Annotated in this window: 12 protein-coding genes; 5 read left to right on the top strand and 7 right to left on the bottom strand. The window is 75.5% G+C overall.

Annotation, left to right across the window (positions count from 1 at the left end):
• Window positions 1-111 precede the first annotated feature (111 nt).
• Entirely contained in the window at window positions 112-2,850 is a 2,739-nt protein-coding gene (locus IH09_RS31275) for an ABC transporter permease (protein ID WP_110952695.1), read from the bottom strand.
• 5 nt (window positions 2,851-2,855) lie between these two features.
• Window positions 2,856-3,584 (bottom strand): ABC transporter ATP-binding protein, encoded by a 729-nt coding sequence (locus IH09_RS31270; protein ID WP_052860931.1) that lies wholly within the window; start codon window positions 3,582-3,584, stop codon window positions 2,856-2,858.
• Between the two features lie 436 nt (window positions 3,585-4,020).
• Here IH09_RS31270 and IH09_RS31265 point away from each other — a divergent pair, with 436 nt between their 5' ends.
• Together IH09_RS31265 and IH09_RS31260 are read left to right on the top strand one after the other, a co-directional pair.
• The gene (locus IH09_RS31265) at window positions 4,021-5,232 is read left to right on the top strand and encodes a sensor histidine kinase (protein WP_052860910.1); all 1,212 of its coding nucleotides are present in this window, start codon (window positions 4,021-4,023) and stop codon (window positions 5,230-5,232) included.
• On the top strand, window positions 5,220-5,891 hold the full coding sequence (locus IH09_RS31260; protein WP_052860909.1) for a response regulator: 672 nt from the start codon (window positions 5,220-5,222) through the stop codon (window positions 5,889-5,891). Before IH09_RS31265 ends, IH09_RS31260 begins: the two co-directional genes overlap by 13 nt.
• Before the next feature lie 111 nt (window positions 5,892-6,002).
• Here IH09_RS31260 and IH09_RS31255 read toward each other — a convergent pair whose 3' ends face one another.
• Complete coding sequence (locus IH09_RS31255; protein WP_052860930.1) at window positions 6,003-7,568, bottom strand: molybdopterin-binding protein; 1,566 nt, start codon at window positions 7,566-7,568, stop codon at window positions 6,003-6,005.
• Window positions 7,569-7,700: 132 nt separating this feature from the next.
• Between IH09_RS31255 and IH09_RS31250 the strand changes: the two genes are divergently transcribed.
• The 3 genes from IH09_RS31250 to IH09_RS31240 all read left to right on the top strand — a co-directional run bounded on the left by IH09_RS31250 (window position 7,701) and on the right by IH09_RS31240 (window position 11,307).
• The gene (locus tag IH09_RS31250; protein ID WP_110952694.1) at window positions 7,701-8,372 is read left to right on the top strand and encodes an RNA polymerase sigma factor; all 672 of its coding nucleotides are present in this window, start codon (window positions 7,701-7,703) and stop codon (window positions 8,370-8,372) included.
• A complete protein-coding gene (locus tag IH09_RS31245) occupies window positions 8,369-9,451 on the top strand; it encodes a CU044_5270 family protein (protein WP_052860908.1) in 1,083 nt (360 codons plus the stop codon). Before IH09_RS31250 ends, IH09_RS31245 begins: the two co-directional genes overlap by 4 nt.
• A 533-nt stretch (window positions 9,452-9,984) precedes the next feature.
• Window positions 9,985-11,307 (top strand): hypothetical protein, encoded by a 1,323-nt coding sequence (locus IH09_RS31240; protein ID WP_052860907.1) that lies wholly within the window; start codon window positions 9,985-9,987, stop codon window positions 11,305-11,307.
• A 29-nt stretch (window positions 11,308-11,336) separates the two neighbouring features.
• Here the strand turns inward: IH09_RS31240 and IH09_RS31235 are convergent, their stop codons facing one another.
• From IH09_RS31235 to IH09_RS31220, 4 genes are all read right to left on the bottom strand, one after another.
• The gene (locus tag IH09_RS31235; RefSeq protein WP_052860906.1) at window positions 11,337-13,523 is read right to left on the bottom strand and encodes a tetratricopeptide repeat protein; all 2,187 of its coding nucleotides are present in this window, start codon (window positions 13,521-13,523) and stop codon (window positions 11,337-11,339) included.
• Window positions 13,524-13,812: 289 nt separating this feature from the next.
• Window positions 13,813-14,436 carry a GTP-binding protein gene (locus IH09_RS31230; RefSeq protein WP_052860905.1) on the bottom strand — a complete coding sequence of 208 codons (624 nt, stop codon included), beginning with the start codon at window positions 14,434-14,436 and terminating at the stop codon, window positions 13,813-13,815.
• Complete coding sequence (locus tag IH09_RS31225) at window positions 14,417-14,779, bottom strand: DUF742 domain-containing protein (RefSeq protein ID WP_052860904.1); 363 nt, start codon at window positions 14,777-14,779, stop codon at window positions 14,417-14,419. The genes IH09_RS31230 and IH09_RS31225 overlap by 20 nt, the downstream gene beginning before the upstream one ends.
• Window positions 14,780-14,828: 49 nt before the next feature.
• Complete coding sequence (locus IH09_RS31220) at window positions 14,829-15,236, bottom strand: roadblock/LC7 domain-containing protein (protein WP_052860903.1); 408 nt, start codon at window positions 15,234-15,236, stop codon at window positions 14,829-14,831.
• Window positions 15,237-15,238: the final 2 nt, after the last annotated feature.

Genomic DNA, 15,238 nt, shown 5'->3' with positions numbered 1-15,238 from the left:
TGGTGCGGGCCGTCGGCCGACGCCATGGCGTGGTGCCGACCGATGCGGTGCCGGCCGTCGTTCTCGGTCAGCGCCCCGTCGATGCCCCGTCAGCCCTCGGCCGGTGCGTCATCAGCGGCCGCCAGGACCGGCCGGGTGCCGGCTGCGCAGGACGGATCTGGCGGGCAGGAGGTAGCCGGCGGCGGCCGTCAGCACGGCCGTCCCGACGATCAACGCCGCCTGGCCGGGCGGCAGATAGGGGAGCGAGCCGGTCAGTGAGAAGCTGAGCGCGGTGAGCGGGATCGCCGCCGCCAGCCCGCCGACGACCACCCCGACGGTGATCACCATCGCCGCCTCGGTGCGCAGCATCCGCCGTATCTGACGGCGGCTCGCGCCGACCAGCCGGAGCAGCACCAGCTCCTGGCGGCGGCCCACCATGATGAGCGTCAGCGTGCTGAGCACGGCGATGGCCGTGAAGCCGCCGATCACCCCCACCGCGAGCATCGTGATCACCTGTCCGAGACCCCGGTCCTCGGCCTGGAGGTGTTCGCTCCGCGGTCCGGTCACCACCGTGGTGGACACCGCGGCGGACGCCAGCCGCTCGGTCAGCGCCTTGCGTACGGACCCCGGATCGGCGCCCGGCTCCAGGCCCAGCAGGATGCGGGAGTTCAGCGGCGCGGCGAGATGCGGTGCCAGCTCCTGGGACGCGAAGAGGAAGTCGCCCAGTGCCAGGGAGCGCTGGTAGATGGCGGCCACCTTCAACGGGACCGCCGCACCGTCGCCGTAACGGATCGTCACGGTTGAGCCGATCGCGAGGTCCAGCGAGCGCGCCCGGTCGCTACCGACCGCGACCGTGCCCTTGCCCAGGTTCTTCAGATCGCCGGAGGTGACCGCCGGGTCGAGGGTGGCGGGCAGCGCCGCGGGCCGTACGCCCAGCACCGGCAGCCGGTCCAGCTTCGGCTGGCCGTCGAACTCCTGGGAGGCCAGCACGACGGTGGAGTGCAGCACACCGGTGGCCGAGGCCACCCCGGGCGTCTGCCGGGCCCGGTCGACCGCCGCCTCCGGCAGGCCCGCGCCGTCGGTGGTCACCGCGAGCTGGGCACGCATCGCCTGCCCGGCCTGCTCGGCGCCCAGCCGGTCGATGGTCGCACCGGCCGAGAGCTGCACCCCGATGAAGGCCACCACCAGCGCGATCGGCGTGATCGCGGCGCCCAGGCGGCGGGCGTTGGCGCGCGCCGCGGCGGCCGCCAGATAGCCGCCGGGACCGCCCAGCCGCCGCGCCGGTGCTCCCAGCAGCCGCGTCGCGCCGCGCGCGATCCACGGGCCGAGCAGCGCGCACGCGATCACCAGGGCCAGCGTCGCGCTGCTGGCCGCCATCGCGGCGAGTTCCCCGAATTGCAGCGCCGCCGTGGCTGCCGCGGCGAGGCCCAGGGCCAGCAGCACCACACCGGTCACGGTGCGTCCGCGCGCCGGCCGCGCCGGTTCGCGCTGCGCCTCGCCCATCGCCTCGGCCGGCCGGACCTTGGCGATCCGGCGGCAGGAGAGGGCCGCGACCCCGCGGGCCGCCAGCACGGTCAGCGCCGCGGTGATCAGCGGTACCGCGAACAGCCACAGGGGGCTGGGCAGTTCGAGTCCGGTCGGGACCGCGCCGCGTGAGCGCAGCATCGAGACCAGGGTGAGGAAGACCGGTGCCGAAACGACCGCGCCGACCAGGGCCGCGGCCAGCGCCACCACCGTGATCTCCCGGCTCACCGTGGCCCGCAGTTGCCGCGGGGTGGCGCCGACCGCGCGCAGCAGTGCCATCTCTCGCGAGCGCTGGTGCACCGCCTGCGCCACGGTACTGGCGACCACCAGGCCGGCGATCATGAGGACGATGCCGCTGACCGAACCCATCAGCATCAGCAGGCTCGTACGGCTGGGCGCCACCGCGAGGAACTCCGGGTCGCCGCGCCCGTCGCCGGTCAGTACCCGCAGGGCGCCCGAGTCCTCCTGGTAACGGTCGGCGGCCGCCGCGTCCTTGACGGGCGCTCCGCCGTCCAGTGCCCGGCGCAGTCCGGTGTACAGCCGGTCCGCGTCCACTCCCGGGTCGGCCAGCACGCCGATGGCGTCGGTGGTGTCCGGGTGCCCGGCCAGCTGCCGGGCCTGCCGGTCGCTGAAGAAGACGGTGCCCTGATGGCCCAGACCGCTCTTCCCGTCCCGCCCCGTGGGCGCGGCGATGCCGGACACCTCGTACGCGGCCGGTGTGCCGAGGGTCTGCACGGTGACCTCGTCCCCCACCCGGACGCCGGAGCGGGCCGCCAGGTCGCCGTCCAGGACGATCTGCCGGTCGGTGGCGGGCGCGTGTCCCGTGCGCAGGGTGAACGGCGCCAGCGCGGCGGCCGCCCAGCCGTGCCCGAGGACCGGGGAGTCGCCCGCGTCGCTGACCGGGCCGGGCACGGCCGTGCCGCCGCGGCCGGTCAGGGTGACCGGGATGACGTCGTCGCCGATGGCCGCCCGGACGCCCGGGACGGCGGCGAGCCGGGGCAGCGCCGTACGCGGCACCCGCACCCGTTCGGTGAGTGCCGCGGTCTCGGTCCGGGGCTGGGAGCCCGCGGGCTTGGCGGTGTAGCGGGTGCTCTGGTCTCCGGCGACCACCGCGGCGGTGGCGGCGTACCGCTCCACCCGGGCGTGGCCGATGGCCGCGGACACCGTCGTCAGCGCGAAGCTGCCCAGCAGCAGGGAGGTGAACACGAGGGCCGCGAACACCGCGGCCCATGCCTTGCGGTGCAGCCGCAGTGAGCGCCGGGCGAGGAAGCGGGCCGTGCCGCCGCGGGCCGCTGTCCCAGTACGGGGCGGGGCGCCGCCGGGGCGCGGCCGGGTGGGGGTGGTCATGGCGCTCACCGCTCCCCGAGCCGGGCCATCGTGCGGGCCACGGTGTCCGGGTCCGGGTGGTCCAGCCGGCCGACGATGCGGCCGTCCTCGATGAAGATCGCTTCGTCGGTCCAGGACGCGGCCACCGGGTCGTGGGTCACCATCACCACGGTGTGGCCCTCCTTGTCCACCGCGTCCCGGAGCAGGGTCAGGACGTCCGTCGCGGTGGCCGGGTCGAGGGCGCCGGTCGGCTCGTCCCCGAAGATCACGGCGGGGTTGGTGACCAGCGCGCGGGCGATCGCCACCCGCTGCTGCTGGCCGCCGGACAGCTCGCTCGGCGCGTCGTCGGCCCGGCCCCGCAGCCCGACCGAGTCCAGTACCCGCAGCGCCCGTTCGCGGACGGACGGGTCGTCGGGCCGGGCGCCGGCCAGCAGCAGCGGCAGCGCGGTGTTCTCCGCCACGGACAGCGAGGGGACGAGGTTGAGCGCCTGGAAGATGAAGCCGATGCGGTCCCTGCGCAGCCGGGTCAGGCCCGCCTCGCTCAGCTTCGCCAGGTCCGTGCCGCCGATGTGCACCGTGCCCGAGGTGGGCCGGTCCAGCCCGGCGGAGCACTGGAGGAACGTCGACTTGCCGGAGCCGGAGCGGCCCATGACCGCCAGGAACCGGCCCCGCGGCACGGCGAGGCTCACCCCGTCGAGAGCGTTCACGGACCGGCCGCCGCGGCGGTAGCTGCGGGTCACCCCGTCGAGTGTCAGCGCCGCTTCCGGGGCGAAGGCGTCCTCGTACCGGGCGCCGCCCCGCGGAGCGACGGCGCCGTGGACGGACGCCTCGCCGTAGCCGGCCGCCCCGCCCGCGGACACGTCCGCTCCGTGCCTGCCCGCGCCGCCGCCCGCCGCGCGTTTCACCGTACGAAGCCTGACCATCTCTGTGCCCTCCGGCGTCTGGCGACCGGAGTCCCGGTCTCGATCCCGCCACCCGCCGACTGCGCCGGAGTGGCTGTTTTCCCTGGTGAAAACGGTATGGATCAGACGGACACGGCACGATGGGGCGCACACCCCACCTGGGGTACAGCCTGCGCCACCCTCGTGTGGGGGGTTCGCCGTACCGCCCCGGCCGCCCCGGGCAACTACCGTGCTCCGTATCCTCACCAGGTGCCGGGCCCGCGGTGCCCGCCCCAGGGAGAACCTCACGATGCAGGACTTCGCCGACCGGCTGGAGCGCTCCTGGAACGCCGCGCAGTATCTGTACTTCGGCCTCCCGCTGGCCTGGCTGTGCCTTCTCGCCTCGTTCCTGGTGCCCATCGGGCTGGTCTTCGTCCTGTTCGTGATCGGCGCTCCGGCCTGGCCGGAGATCGTGCTGGTGCTGCGTCGGCTGGCCGGTTACGAGCGGACGCGCGCCGGCACCCGGCTGGGCACGCCTGTCCCCGAGCTGTACCTGCCGCTCGACGGGGCACCCGCCGACCGGATCCGGCTGGCCCTGACCGACCCCGGGACCTGGCGCGATGCGCGCTGGCTGCCGGTCCTGACGTGCTCGGTCATCGGCTTCACCGTGCTGTCGGTCCCGCTGTGGGGGGCCGGCCTGGTGGTGGACGGCGCCCGGATGGGCCTGGGCGGCGCGCTCGACCGGCGCCGCGCGGAGCACTCGGGGGTGCCCGCCGCCCCGCGTACGTCCCTGGTGCTGCGGCATCTCGACACGCTGGCCGACACCCAGGCCCGGTGGAGCGCGCGGCTGCTGCGCCCCTCGGCGTCCGCGCGGCTGGCCGAGCGGGTCGCCGAACTGTCCGACACCCGGGCCGGCGCGGTGGAGGCGCACAGCGCGGAACTGCGGCGCATCGAACGGGATCTGCACGACGGCGTCCAGGCGCAGCTGGTGGCCCTGTCGATGCGGATCGGCCTGGCCAGACAGCAGGTCCGGGCGGATCCGGACGCGGCGCTGGCCCGGCTGGACGAGGCGCAGGAGGGCGTCGAGGGGGCGCTGGCCGAACTGCGGCAGGTGGTGCGGACGGTGCATCCGCCGGTACTCACCGACCGCGGACTGGCCGGTGCGGTGCGCGCGTTGGCGGCCTCGTCAGCCATCCCGGTGGAGATGGGCCTGAGCGCCGTGGAGAGCGGCCACCGGCTGCCCGCCTCGGTCGAGGCCGCCGCGTACTTCGCGGTCGCCGAGGCGCTGACCAATATCCGTAAGCACAGTCGCGCCACCCGGGCGTCGGTACGCTTCACCCGGACCAACGGCCTGTTGCGGGTCACCGTCACCGATGACGGGGCCGGCGGGGCCGACGAGTATGGCGGCAGCGGGCTGCTCGGCATCCGCCGCCGGGTCGCCGCGCTCGACGGTACGACCGGTCTCACCAGCCCCCCGGGCGGGCCGACCGAGCTGAGAGTGGAGCTGCCGTGCGGATCGTGATCGCCGAGGACAATGCGCTGCTGCGGGAGGGCATGGTCCTGCTGCTGACGATCAACGGCCATGAGGTGGTGGCGACCTGCGCGGCCGGGCCCGAGGTGCTGCCCGCGCTGCGCACCCACCGGCCGGACGCCGCGGTACTCGATGTGCGGCTGCCGCCGACCTTCCGCGACGAGGGGCTCCGGGCCGCCGTGCAGGCCCGGAGCGAGCTCCCCGAGCTGCCGATCCTGGTGCTCTCGCAGTACGTCGAACAGGCTTATGCGGCCGAACTGCTGGCGCAGGGCGCGCGCGGGATCGGCTATCTGCTCAAGGACCGGGTCGGGCGGGTCGAGCAGTTCCTGGAGGCGCTGGAGCGGATCGCCGACGGCGGCACCGCGCTCGACCCCGAGGTCGTCACCGAGATCGTCAGCCGGAAGGCCGCCGCCCGGCCGCTGCGGAGCCTGACGCCGCGTGAGCACGAGGTGCTGGAGATGATGGCCCAGGGGCTGGCCAACGCCGCCATCGCCGAACGCCTGGTCGTCACCGAGCGGGCGGTGAGCAAACACATCCGCGGTGTCTTCGACAAGCTCGGCCTGCCACCCGAGGGCGGCAGTGTGCACCGCCGGGTACTGGCCGTCCTCGCCTACCTGGACGCCGCCGCACCGGCGAGCCCGGCGAGATGAGCGCCGGGGCCGCCGGGGCCCCTGGCCACCGTCGCCGCGCGCCTCCCGCGGCGACGGCACCCGCCGGAAACCGGTGCGCTCAGGCGTCGTTCACCGGCCCGGCCGGCGGGGTCACCGCGTGCGGTAGGCGTCGATGACGGTCTGGGTGAGGGTGTTCCCGCCGGTGTCGGTCAGCTCCGCGCGCAGGCAGACGCCGGTGCCCGCGCGCGGGTTGCGGACCGTGACGGCGCCGCGCTCCACCGGGACCCGCGTCCACGAGGCGCCGCCGTCCACGGACACCGAGACGGCCAACGCACGGACGCGCCCGTCCGCGGCGGCGCCCTGTACCGAGACGGGGACGCGCAGTGGCGCGTTCGCCGCCGCGGTGCCGGCCGGGTCGAGTCCGGGCGCGAACCGCACGGCGCTCACCGGCATCGGGACCGGTCCGCCCGTGGTGCCCGAGGTGAAGGTCCACGACGCGGTCACCCGGGTCGCGGCGCCCGGTCCGCCGTCGCGCCGCACCGTACTGGTGACCCGGTACTCCGCGCGCCCCGGCGGCACGGTGAACTCGCCCCGTCCGGGAGCGCCGGTCCGGGTCCCGACGAGCACGCCGTCGCGGTGCAGCGTGGTCGAGGCCGCGGCGTACGGCGGTGCCGACGGCAGGTGGCCCTCGCCGTCGGCGAGCAGCGGGACATCGACGGTGAGACGGTCGCCGTCGCGTACGACACCGGGGCGGCCGGCGAGACCGGGGCCGAAGACGGCGTTGTCGAAGGTGTGCGTGGTCGTGGCCCCGGCGCGCACGGCGATGGAGTCGGCGGCGTAGCGGTTCGCCGGTGCGCCGGGCGCACCGGGGGCCGTGTAGGTGACGTCCCAGGTGCCGCGTTCCGGTGTCACGAAGTAGGTGGCGGTGCCGGGGACCGCGAGTTTCCGGGTGACGCCGACGGTCGGTCCGGCGGTCGGCTGCAGGTCGACGGTCGCGGCCTCCGCGGTGCCCGGCCGGGCCGCGCCGCGGATCCGCACGGTGGCCAGGTCCTTCGCGGCGGGGTGCCGGACGAGCCCGGTCAGGGCGCGGTTGCCGGTGGCGGTGTGGCCGAGCGCGTAACCGGCGGTCCCGGTCGTCCAGTACGCGTCGAACCACTGCCGCACCGTGCCGGGTTCGGCGTCCGGGCCCAGATGCGCGACGCGCAGGTTCGGCGAGGCGGAGATCAGGTTGGCGTCCCGGGTGGCGCCGTCGTGCGTGACCCGGACGAACATCGCACTGTGCAGAAAGCCCGCGGAGCGGTCGGGCGGCCGCACGTCGACGGGGGCGGTGGTCCGCGCGTCGACGGTGAGGGTGGTGTCGCGGTCGAGGTCGAGGCGCGGCTGGACGATCCAGTCCGTACCGTCCGCGCCGTTACCGGTGGTCAGCGAACTGTCCAGGAGGTACCGGCCCTTGGGCAGCCGCACGGTGGTCGTGCCGGAGGCGTCGTAAGGATGGACGGCCTCGCCGCCGCCCGGACCGGAGATTCCGGTGACGTTGGTGGCGTAGTTCCCCGTCCGGTGGCCGCCGCGGTCGAGATGGGTGATCGTGAGGGCGTACGTCGCCGGCTCCGCGGCGAAGGCGGTGGTGCCTCCCGCGGACGCCGCGGTGCCGGCCAGGGCGACGGTGACGGCCAGAATCCGCAGGACCCTCCGGCGGGGTACGGAAGAAGAGTTCATGATCTGTACTGCGCCGCCGGGCACCGGAGTTCCCGTGAGCCGCCTCACACCGGGCGGCCCCGGCCGGCGGGTGTGGCGCACGTCACCGGAACCGGCGCAACGGACCGGGCAGGGCGGAGTGTGGAAACGCTCATGAGGAATCGCTTCCGCGGCGGAGACCGCGACGCCCTGGGAGAGCTGTACGACGAGCACGCCCAAGTGCTGTACCGCTATGCCCTGCGGGTGACGGGTGACTGGGCGGAGGCCGAGGACATCGTCTCGGCGACCTTCCTGGAGGCATGGCGCGGCCGGGAGAAGCTGCGCCCCGACGGGGACGGTCTGCGCCCGTGGCTGCTGGGCATCGCCACCAATCTGATGCGCCGCAACGCCCGCGCCCGCCGGCGCCGCGAGAGCGCGCTCGCCCGCGTCCCGGAACGCGGCTCGGTGCCGGACTTCGCCGACGATCTCGTCACCCGGCTCGCGGACACCGAGCAACTGCGCGCCGCGCACGCCGCACTCGCCCGGCTGCGCCGCCGCGACCGGGAGGTCTTCACCCTGGTGGTGTGGGCCGGCCTGGACTACGCGGCCGCGGCCGAGGCGCTCGGGGTGCCGGTCGGCACCGTCCGCTCACGCCTGTCCCGCGCCCGTACCCGGCTGCGCGAACTCGCCGACGCGGAAACCCTCGCCACCCGCGCGCGGACCGTACGGGCCGGCGCCGGACGGCCCTTCGCGGCGGAGCGCGGGGCACCCGCCGCCGCCCCCGGCAAGCCCGTACCGGTCCGCATCCCCGCAGCCCGGTCCTCGACCCAGGAGAACCACCGATGAACACCACCCCGCACCCCCGGTCCGAGGAGGCCGAACGCCTCGGCCGCACCGCGCTGCTGCCCCCGCCGCCGGTCCCCGGTCTGGAGCCCGACCGCGCGCTGCTGCTGAAGGAAACGCTGCTGCGCGAGGCCGCTTGCACCGAACCGGCCGGCGGCCGCACCCTCCGGGCCGCGCGCCCGCGCCGGCGGCTGGTCCGGATCATGGTGCCGGCGCTCACCTGCGCCCTGGCGGCCGGCGGCATCGTCGTGGTGAACCTCGCGGACCCGCCCGGGGGCCGGCCCACCGCGGTCGCGGACGGCGGCGCGCCCGGCGCCCCCGACGCGACCAGGCTCCTCGACCGCATCGCACTCGCCGCCGCCCACGGGGGGCAACCGACGGCCCGCGCCGACCAGTTCGTGTACATCGAGAGCAAGGTCGCCTACACCGCGCAGCACGCCGCGGGCGGCGCCGCGACCCAGGCTCCCGTGCACACCCGGCAGGTGTGGCTGTCCGCCGACGGCAGCCGCCCCGGCCTGCTGCGCGAGGGGGGCGGGCCCGCCTCCCCGCTCGGTGCCGACGGGCCCGTCCACACCCTCGACGGCCCGGGGGCGACGCCCCGGCCGGGCAGGCTGCACAAGGCGGGCCCGTCGGTCGACAGCCCCACCCATGTGTACGTCGCGTCGCTGCCCACCGACCCGGACGCCCTGCTGAAGCTGATCCGGGACGAGGCCCGCAGCCGCGGCGGGGACCCGGACCAGCGGGCCTTCACCGCGATCGGCGATCTGCTGGCCGAGACCTGGGCACCACCGCGGGTCGGCGCCGCGCTCTACCGGGCCGCCGCGAAGATCCCCGGGGTCACGGTGGTCCGGACGGCCGCCGACGCCGCGGGCCGCGAGGGCGTCGCCGTCGCCCGTACGGCACACGGGCGCCAGACCCAGTGGATCTTCGACCGGACGACCTACGCGTTCCTCGGCGAACGCACGGTCCTCACGGAGGCGGGCGAGGCCGGCCCGGCCGGAACCGTCGTCGGTACCTCCGCGATCCTCACCAGGGCCGCGGTCGACCGCGCCGGCGAGATCCCCGCGCCGACGACGGCGTAGCGCTACCACCACCGGACGGCACCCTCCCTCGCGCCCGCGGCTATCGTGACTGGCCGTACGCGTGGTGACAGTGTGGCGGGACAGGCGACGAGGGGGCTGGGTGGACGAGCGGCCGGACGGATGGATACGCGTCCCGGTGGGGGACGAGTCCGGGCGGTGGGACACCCGGGGGCGGTGCCTGCGGGTGCTGTTCGTGGTGCACAACGTCACGTCCGCGACCCGGCTGCTGGATGTGCTGCCGCTCTTCCGCGACGACACCAGGGTGCAGCTGCTGGCGACCTGTACGGGGTCGTCGCCGTTCCAGGCCGGGGTGGCCCAGCTGCTCGCCGAGGTGGCGGTGCCGGTGCTGCCGTGGGAGCAGGCGCTGCGGACACCGGTCGCCCTGGCCGTCTCGGCCGGGAGCGGGGAGCGGGGAGCGGGGAGCCGGGAGCCGGGAGCCGGGAGCCGGGAGCCGGGAGCCGGGAGCCGGGAGCCGGGAGCCGGGAGCCGGGAGCCGGACACCCGACACCGGATCGGGCGCCCCTGTTTTCGGGATGTCGCCGGAGTGGCTGCTCGCGGACGGTACGCCCATCGCGGACGCGATGGTGCTCTCCCATCCCGAGCAGTTGGTACGGCTGCGGGCCGCGTGCCCGTCGGCGGCGCCGACCGCCGTGCTCGGCGGGGATCCCTGCTTCGACCGGATGCTGGCCGCCCGTCCGCACCGCGACCGGTTCCGCCGGACCCTCGGCGTACGGCGCGGACAGCGGCTGCTCGTCCTGAACTCCACCTGGAACCCGGAATCGCTCTTCGGTGACGGCGGCGCCGAGGACCTGCTGCCCTCCCTGCTCCCCCGGCTGACCGGCGAACTCCCCGCCGACGAGTACCGGCTCGCGGCCGTTCTGCACCCCAATATCTGGCACGGTCACGGCCCCGGGCAGATCAGGGCCTGGCTGCACCGGGCGCGGCGCGGCGGCCTGGCACTGCTCGACCCCCTGGAGGGGTGGCGGCAGGCGCTGCTCGCCGCGGACGCGGTGATCGGGGACCACGGTTCGGTGAGTTACTACGCGGCCGCGCTCGGCGTCCCCGTCCTCCTGGGCGCGGCACCGCTCTCGGGGCTGGACCCGCGCTCCCCGGTGGCGGAGTTCGTCCGCACGGCGCCGCGTCTCGATCCACGGGCGCCGTTGCGGCGGCAGGTCGAGTCGCTGCTCGACGGACACCGTCCGCTGCCGGGCCCGGCGGCGCTGACCACCTCCGCGCCGGGCGAGTCGGCGGCGCTGCTGCGGAAGGTCTTCTACCGCCTCATCGGGATTCCCGAGCCCCCCTGGCCCGCGCTGCTCGACCCGCTGCCCCTGCCGCCGTACGATCCGCCGCTGCGCACCGCCCCGCTGCGGGTACTGACCCGGCTGCCGCGGGCGGGCGAGGTCGCGCTGCGCCGCTTCGCGGAACCGGTCCACGAACCGGCCGGCGAACCGCCGGGCGAGGGGTCGGCGGGAGACGTGGCGGCGCATCTGGCGGTGCACGAGGACACCGCGGACCCCGGGGCGGCGGCGTCGGCAGATGTGATCTTCCGGTACGGCGACGCGGCCGATCCGCGGCTGGGACCACCGGCCAACTGGTGCGCCGAGGTACTGGCCCGGTGGCCGCACTGCGCGCTCGCCGCGTACGTCACGGGGCCGGGCGACTGCACCGTACGCACCCGCGCGGGCGATCTGCTGCGGCTCACCGCCGCGCCGTCGGCCGCCGATCCGGCCGCCGGCGCCTCCGCGCTGCACGCCGCACTGGCCGGCGGCACGGCACCGGCGGAACTGGTGGCGGACGGACTGACCGTACGGACGGGCTCCACCGCCCACCACTTCACGGTCACCCCGCTCGGCTGACGCCCGCCCTTCCCCTCACCCCGTCCCCCTCACTCCGCCTCCGCCACGCACCGCTCGCGCAACGCCCGGAGGAGGCCGAGGGGGAAGGCCGCCCCTTCCTCCTGGAGCAGGGCGGCCGCCTCGTCGATCAAGGGCAGCGCGGCGGCCGGGTCACCGGCGTCGAGGTGGGTCTCGGCGAGGTCGGTGAGGGTGCGGGCGGTGTTGTACGGTTCGGCGCTGTCCCGGAAGAAGCGCAGGGCGCGCCCCAGCCGTTCCCGGGCGTCGTCCCAGTCGAGCAGGCCGCGCAGCGCACGCCCGCGGTGGCGCTCCAGGAGCGCACGGGCGCGCGGCAGATCGGCGGCGCCCTCACCGTCCTCGGGGATACCGGCGAGCAGCGCGGCGGCCTCGTCGAAGTGGTCGTACGCCTCCCGGTAGCGCCACTGCCGCAGCCGGAGCAGGCCCAGGGTCTCGACGGCGGTGGCCCGGCCGCGGAGGTGGCCGGCCCGGCGCTCCGCCTCGGCGGCGGCGCGGAGTTCGGACTCGGCCTCCTCGTAGTGCCGCACCTCGGTGAGGGCCAGCGCCAGTTGGGTGTGCATCCGCCCGGCCATCCGGGAGCGGGCGGCGAGGCCGTCGGCGGCGGGGGCGGGTGCGGGGGCGCCGACGGTGGCGTGCGCCGCGGCCTCCAGCGCGTCCGCGGCCCGCACCCCCGCGCGGAGGGCGGGCAGCAGCTCGTCATGGCGGCCCGCCTTGAGCTGCACCGCCCACAGCGCCTCGCACAGCTGGCAGACGGAGTCCGGATCTGCGAACTCCTCGGCGGCCCGGACGGCTTCGAGGAGCCGACCCAGCTCACCGGTGAGGGCGGCCAGCGCCTCGCCCTGGTCGGCGTACGGGCCCGGCTCCAGCGTCGCGTACAGCGGGCCCAGGTGCCAGCGCTGGGGGAGCACGGCGCGGTCGGCACGTACCGCGAACCGCAGTGAGGCGGCCACCGCCCGGGTCACCGCGGCGGTGCAGCCGGCGATGCCGTCCTCGCGGGCGGCGGCCGTCTCGGCGTGCCGCCGTACGGAGGGGCGGTAGCGGTAGTGGCCGGTGGCGGTGGTCTCCAGCAGCCGGTGGGCGGCCAGTTCGGCGAGCAGCGCCGCGGCCCGGGGAGCGGTGAGCTGCGCGGTGGCGGCGGCCAGGCCGGGGCCGATGGCGGGCCAGGGGCGCAGCGCCAGCAGGCGGTAGAGCCGCGCGGCGTCCGGGGCGAGGTCCTGGTAGGCGTCCTCGGCGGCGGTGTGGACGGGGTCGTCGTCGCGCACGGGCGGCTCCTGGTGCGGGCGGGCCGGCTCCGCCAGCCGTACGGCGGCGGCACGCAGGGCGAACGGCGAGCCGGCGCACCGGGCGAGCACCTCCGGCAGCGCGGCCCGCGCCGCGGCGAGGGTCTCCTCGCCGGTGAGTTGGCCGAGGAGGTCGCGGGCGTACTTCTCGGGCAGCGGGCCGACGGGGACCGGTACGGCGTCCAGGCCGCTCAGCGGGCGGCGGGCCACCACGATCGTGAACACCCCGGCCGCCGAGGTCAGCAGCGGCAGGACCTGGGCGGCGGACTGCGCGTGGTCGAGGACGACGAGCAGCCGGCGGTCCGCGACGCTGGTGCGGTACAGGTCGGCACGGTCCTCGACGGCCGGCGGGATCTCCCCGTCCGGGAACCCCAGCTGCCGGAGGAAGAGGCGCAGCACGGTGGCCTGGTCGAGCGCGCCGTCCGGCGCCGGGCCGCGCAGGTCCGCGTACAGCTGCCCGTCGGGGAAGCGTGCCAGGTGGGCGTTGCCCCAGTGGACGGCCAGCGCGCTGGTGCCGATACCGTCCGGGCCGTGGACCAGGGCGAGCCGCGGCCGCCCGTCGGCCGGCCGCCCGGCCTCCCGGTCGAGTCGCTTGAGCGGGTCCTGCCGGTCGGTGAAGAACCTTACGGAGACGGGGAGTTGACGCGGTACGGCGTCGGCGCCGCCGGGCCGCGGGGCGCCGTTCAGCCAGGCGGCGAGGGCGCGGGCGTGCGCCGGATCGCGCTGGGCGCCCTCGACCAGCAGTCCGGCCAGGGCCGCCCGCGCCTCGCTGCCGTCCGGCGCGGGCGTCTCCCGCCCGGCGATCCGCCGGACGAGTACGCCGGCCGATTCCCAGGCCCGCTTCCCGGCCTCGTTGGCCATGGACATCGTCACCGTGCCCAGGACCGCCGTGACCGCACCGATCGAGATGGGATCCACCATGCCGCAACTCCCCCTGCCTGTCCCGGGGCCGGTCCCGTACGGCCGTACCGCACCGCTGCCCCGCCTGCCGGATCAAGGTATCGGGAGCCCGGCATCCGGCGCCCGGCTCCGGATACTTCAGGACAACCGGGGGGGAGGGAATCGCCGGGCGGCTCGTCGGTTCTCCCACCTCTCCGCCTCCTCGGCTCTCCTGTTCTCCGGCCCTCCACTGCCCCGGTGTCCCCGTTCTCCGGTGTCCCTGTTCTCCGGTCTCCCGGCGTTCCCGTTCTCCGGTTTTCCGTGGCGGGTCTCAGGCCGCGGCGAGGGAGTGCAGATAGCGCATCAGCGCCATCAGCACATCGCGGCTGGAGGTGCGCAGCCGCGCGTCGCAGTCGATGATCGGTACCTCCGCCGGCAGATCGAGGGCGGTGCGGAGCTCCTCGATGCCGTGGACGGGCGCGTCCGGGAAGGTGTTGACGGCCACCACGAACGGGACGCCGCGCTCCTCCAGGCGCCCGATGACGTCGAAGCTGACCTCCAGCCGCCGGGTGTCGATCAGCACCACCGCGCCCAGGGCACCGTCGAACAGGCCGTTCCACAGGAACCAGAACCGCTGCTGGCCGGGGGTGCCGAAGAGGTAGAGGACCAGTTCGTCGTTGAGGCTGATGCGGCCGAAGTCCATCGCCACGGTCGTGGAGGTCTTGCGTTCGACACCCACGATGTCGTCCACCCCGACACCGGCCTGGGTCATCGTCTCCTCGGTCGTCAGCGGCCGGATCTCGCTGACCGAACCGACCAGGGTCGTCTTGCCGACGCCGAAGCCGCCGACGATCACCACCTTGACCGCGGCGGCGGCCGTCTGCGGCAGTTCGTCCTCGGCCCGCGGCCCCTCGGCCGGGTGCTCAAGAAGCGTCTCAGAGCTGTTGAAGTCCATGGATCACCGCCTCAATCAGGGCACGGTCGGGAAGTTGAGCGGGTGGGACGGGCGCACGCGCCACCACCCGGCCGTCGGCCAGCAGATCACCCAGCAGCACGGTGACCACGCTGACCGGCAGCCGCGTATAGGCGGACAGCTCCGCCACGGACAGCGGGGAGTGACACAGCCGCACGATCGCGGCGTGCTCGGGCTGCATCCCCAGCCTGGGGCCGGCCTTCGACACGATCAGCGTGACCAGGTCGAGGGAGGCGGACTTCCCGGAGGTGCCACTGCGCCCGCCGGTGATCACATAGAGCCGCTCGGGGCTCTGGTCCTCCCAGTCCTGGTCCGCCTCGCTCATGCCTGCGCCCCGCTTCGCCCGGCCCTGCCCTGCCGTTCGGCGGGCCGGTTCATCCGGCCTGTCCGTCGTGGCGCGGTGGGCTGCTGAGGTGCTCGCCGATGCGGGCGACCAGATCCCGCATCCGCTGGCCTATCAGCCCCGCGTCCACTCCCTCGTCGGCCAGCACCGCCAGATAAGCCCCGGCGCCCGCCGCCATCAAGTAGAAGAAGCCGCCGTCCAGTTCGATGACGACCATCCGCATCCGGCCGTCGCTCTGCGGGAATTCCGCGGAGACGGCGCCCGCCAGACTCTGGAGTCCGGCACAGGCCGCCGCCAGTCTGTCCGCGGTGTCGGTGTCCGTGCCGTACTGGGCCATCCGCAGGCCGTCCGAGGACAGCACGACGACGTGTCGGGTCTGCGGAACGCTCTCCGCGAGGTCCTTGAGCATCCAGTCCATGTTGGGCCGGTGCTGAATCATGG

It is taken from the genome of Streptomyces celluloflavus, assembly GCA_000720995.1.
Taxonomy (GTDB): domain Bacteria; phylum Actinomycetota; class Actinomycetes; order Streptomycetales; family Streptomycetaceae; genus Streptomyces; species Streptomyces celluloflavus.
This window is presented reverse-complemented; position numbering and strand designations above follow the sequence as displayed.

What these genes read in the sequence shown, in the direction of transcription:
- IH09_RS31245 (WP_052860908.1), top strand. Translation starts at nt 8,369, where the DNA reads ATGAACACCACCCCGCACCCCCGGTCCGAGGAGGCCGAACGCCTCGGC.
- IH09_RS31230 (WP_052860905.1), bottom strand. Translation starts at nt 14,436, where the DNA reads ATGGACTTCAACAGCTCTGAGACGCTTCTTGAGCACCCGGCCGAGGGG.
- IH09_RS31250 (WP_110952694.1), top strand. Translation starts at nt 7,701, where the DNA reads ATGAGGAATCGCTTCCGCGGCGGAGACCGCGACGCCCTGGGAGAGCTG.
- IH09_RS31275 (WP_110952695.1), bottom strand. Translation starts at nt 2,850, where the DNA reads ATGACCACCCCCACCCGGCCGCGCCCCGGCGGCGCCCCGCCCCGTACT.
- IH09_RS31220 (WP_052860903.1), bottom strand. Translation starts at nt 15,236, where the DNA reads ATGATTCAGCACCGGCCCAACATGGACTGGATGCTCAAGGACCTCGCG.
- IH09_RS31235 (WP_052860906.1), bottom strand. Translation starts at nt 13,523, where the DNA reads ATGGTGGATCCCATCTCGATCGGTGCGGTCACGGCGGTCCTGGGCACG.
- IH09_RS31255 (WP_052860930.1), bottom strand. Translation starts at nt 7,568, where the DNA reads ATGAACTCTTCTTCCGTACCCCGCCGGAGGGTCCTGCGGATTCTGGCC.
- IH09_RS31265 (WP_052860910.1), top strand. Translation starts at nt 4,021, where the DNA reads ATGCAGGACTTCGCCGACCGGCTGGAGCGCTCCTGGAACGCCGCGCAG.
- IH09_RS31225 (WP_052860904.1), bottom strand. Translation starts at nt 14,779, where the DNA reads ATGAGCGAGGCGGACCAGGACTGGGAGGACCAGAGCCCCGAGCGGCTC.
- IH09_RS31240 (WP_052860907.1), top strand. Translation starts at nt 9,985, where the DNA reads ATGTCGCCGGAGTGGCTGCTCGCGGACGGTACGCCCATCGCGGACGCG.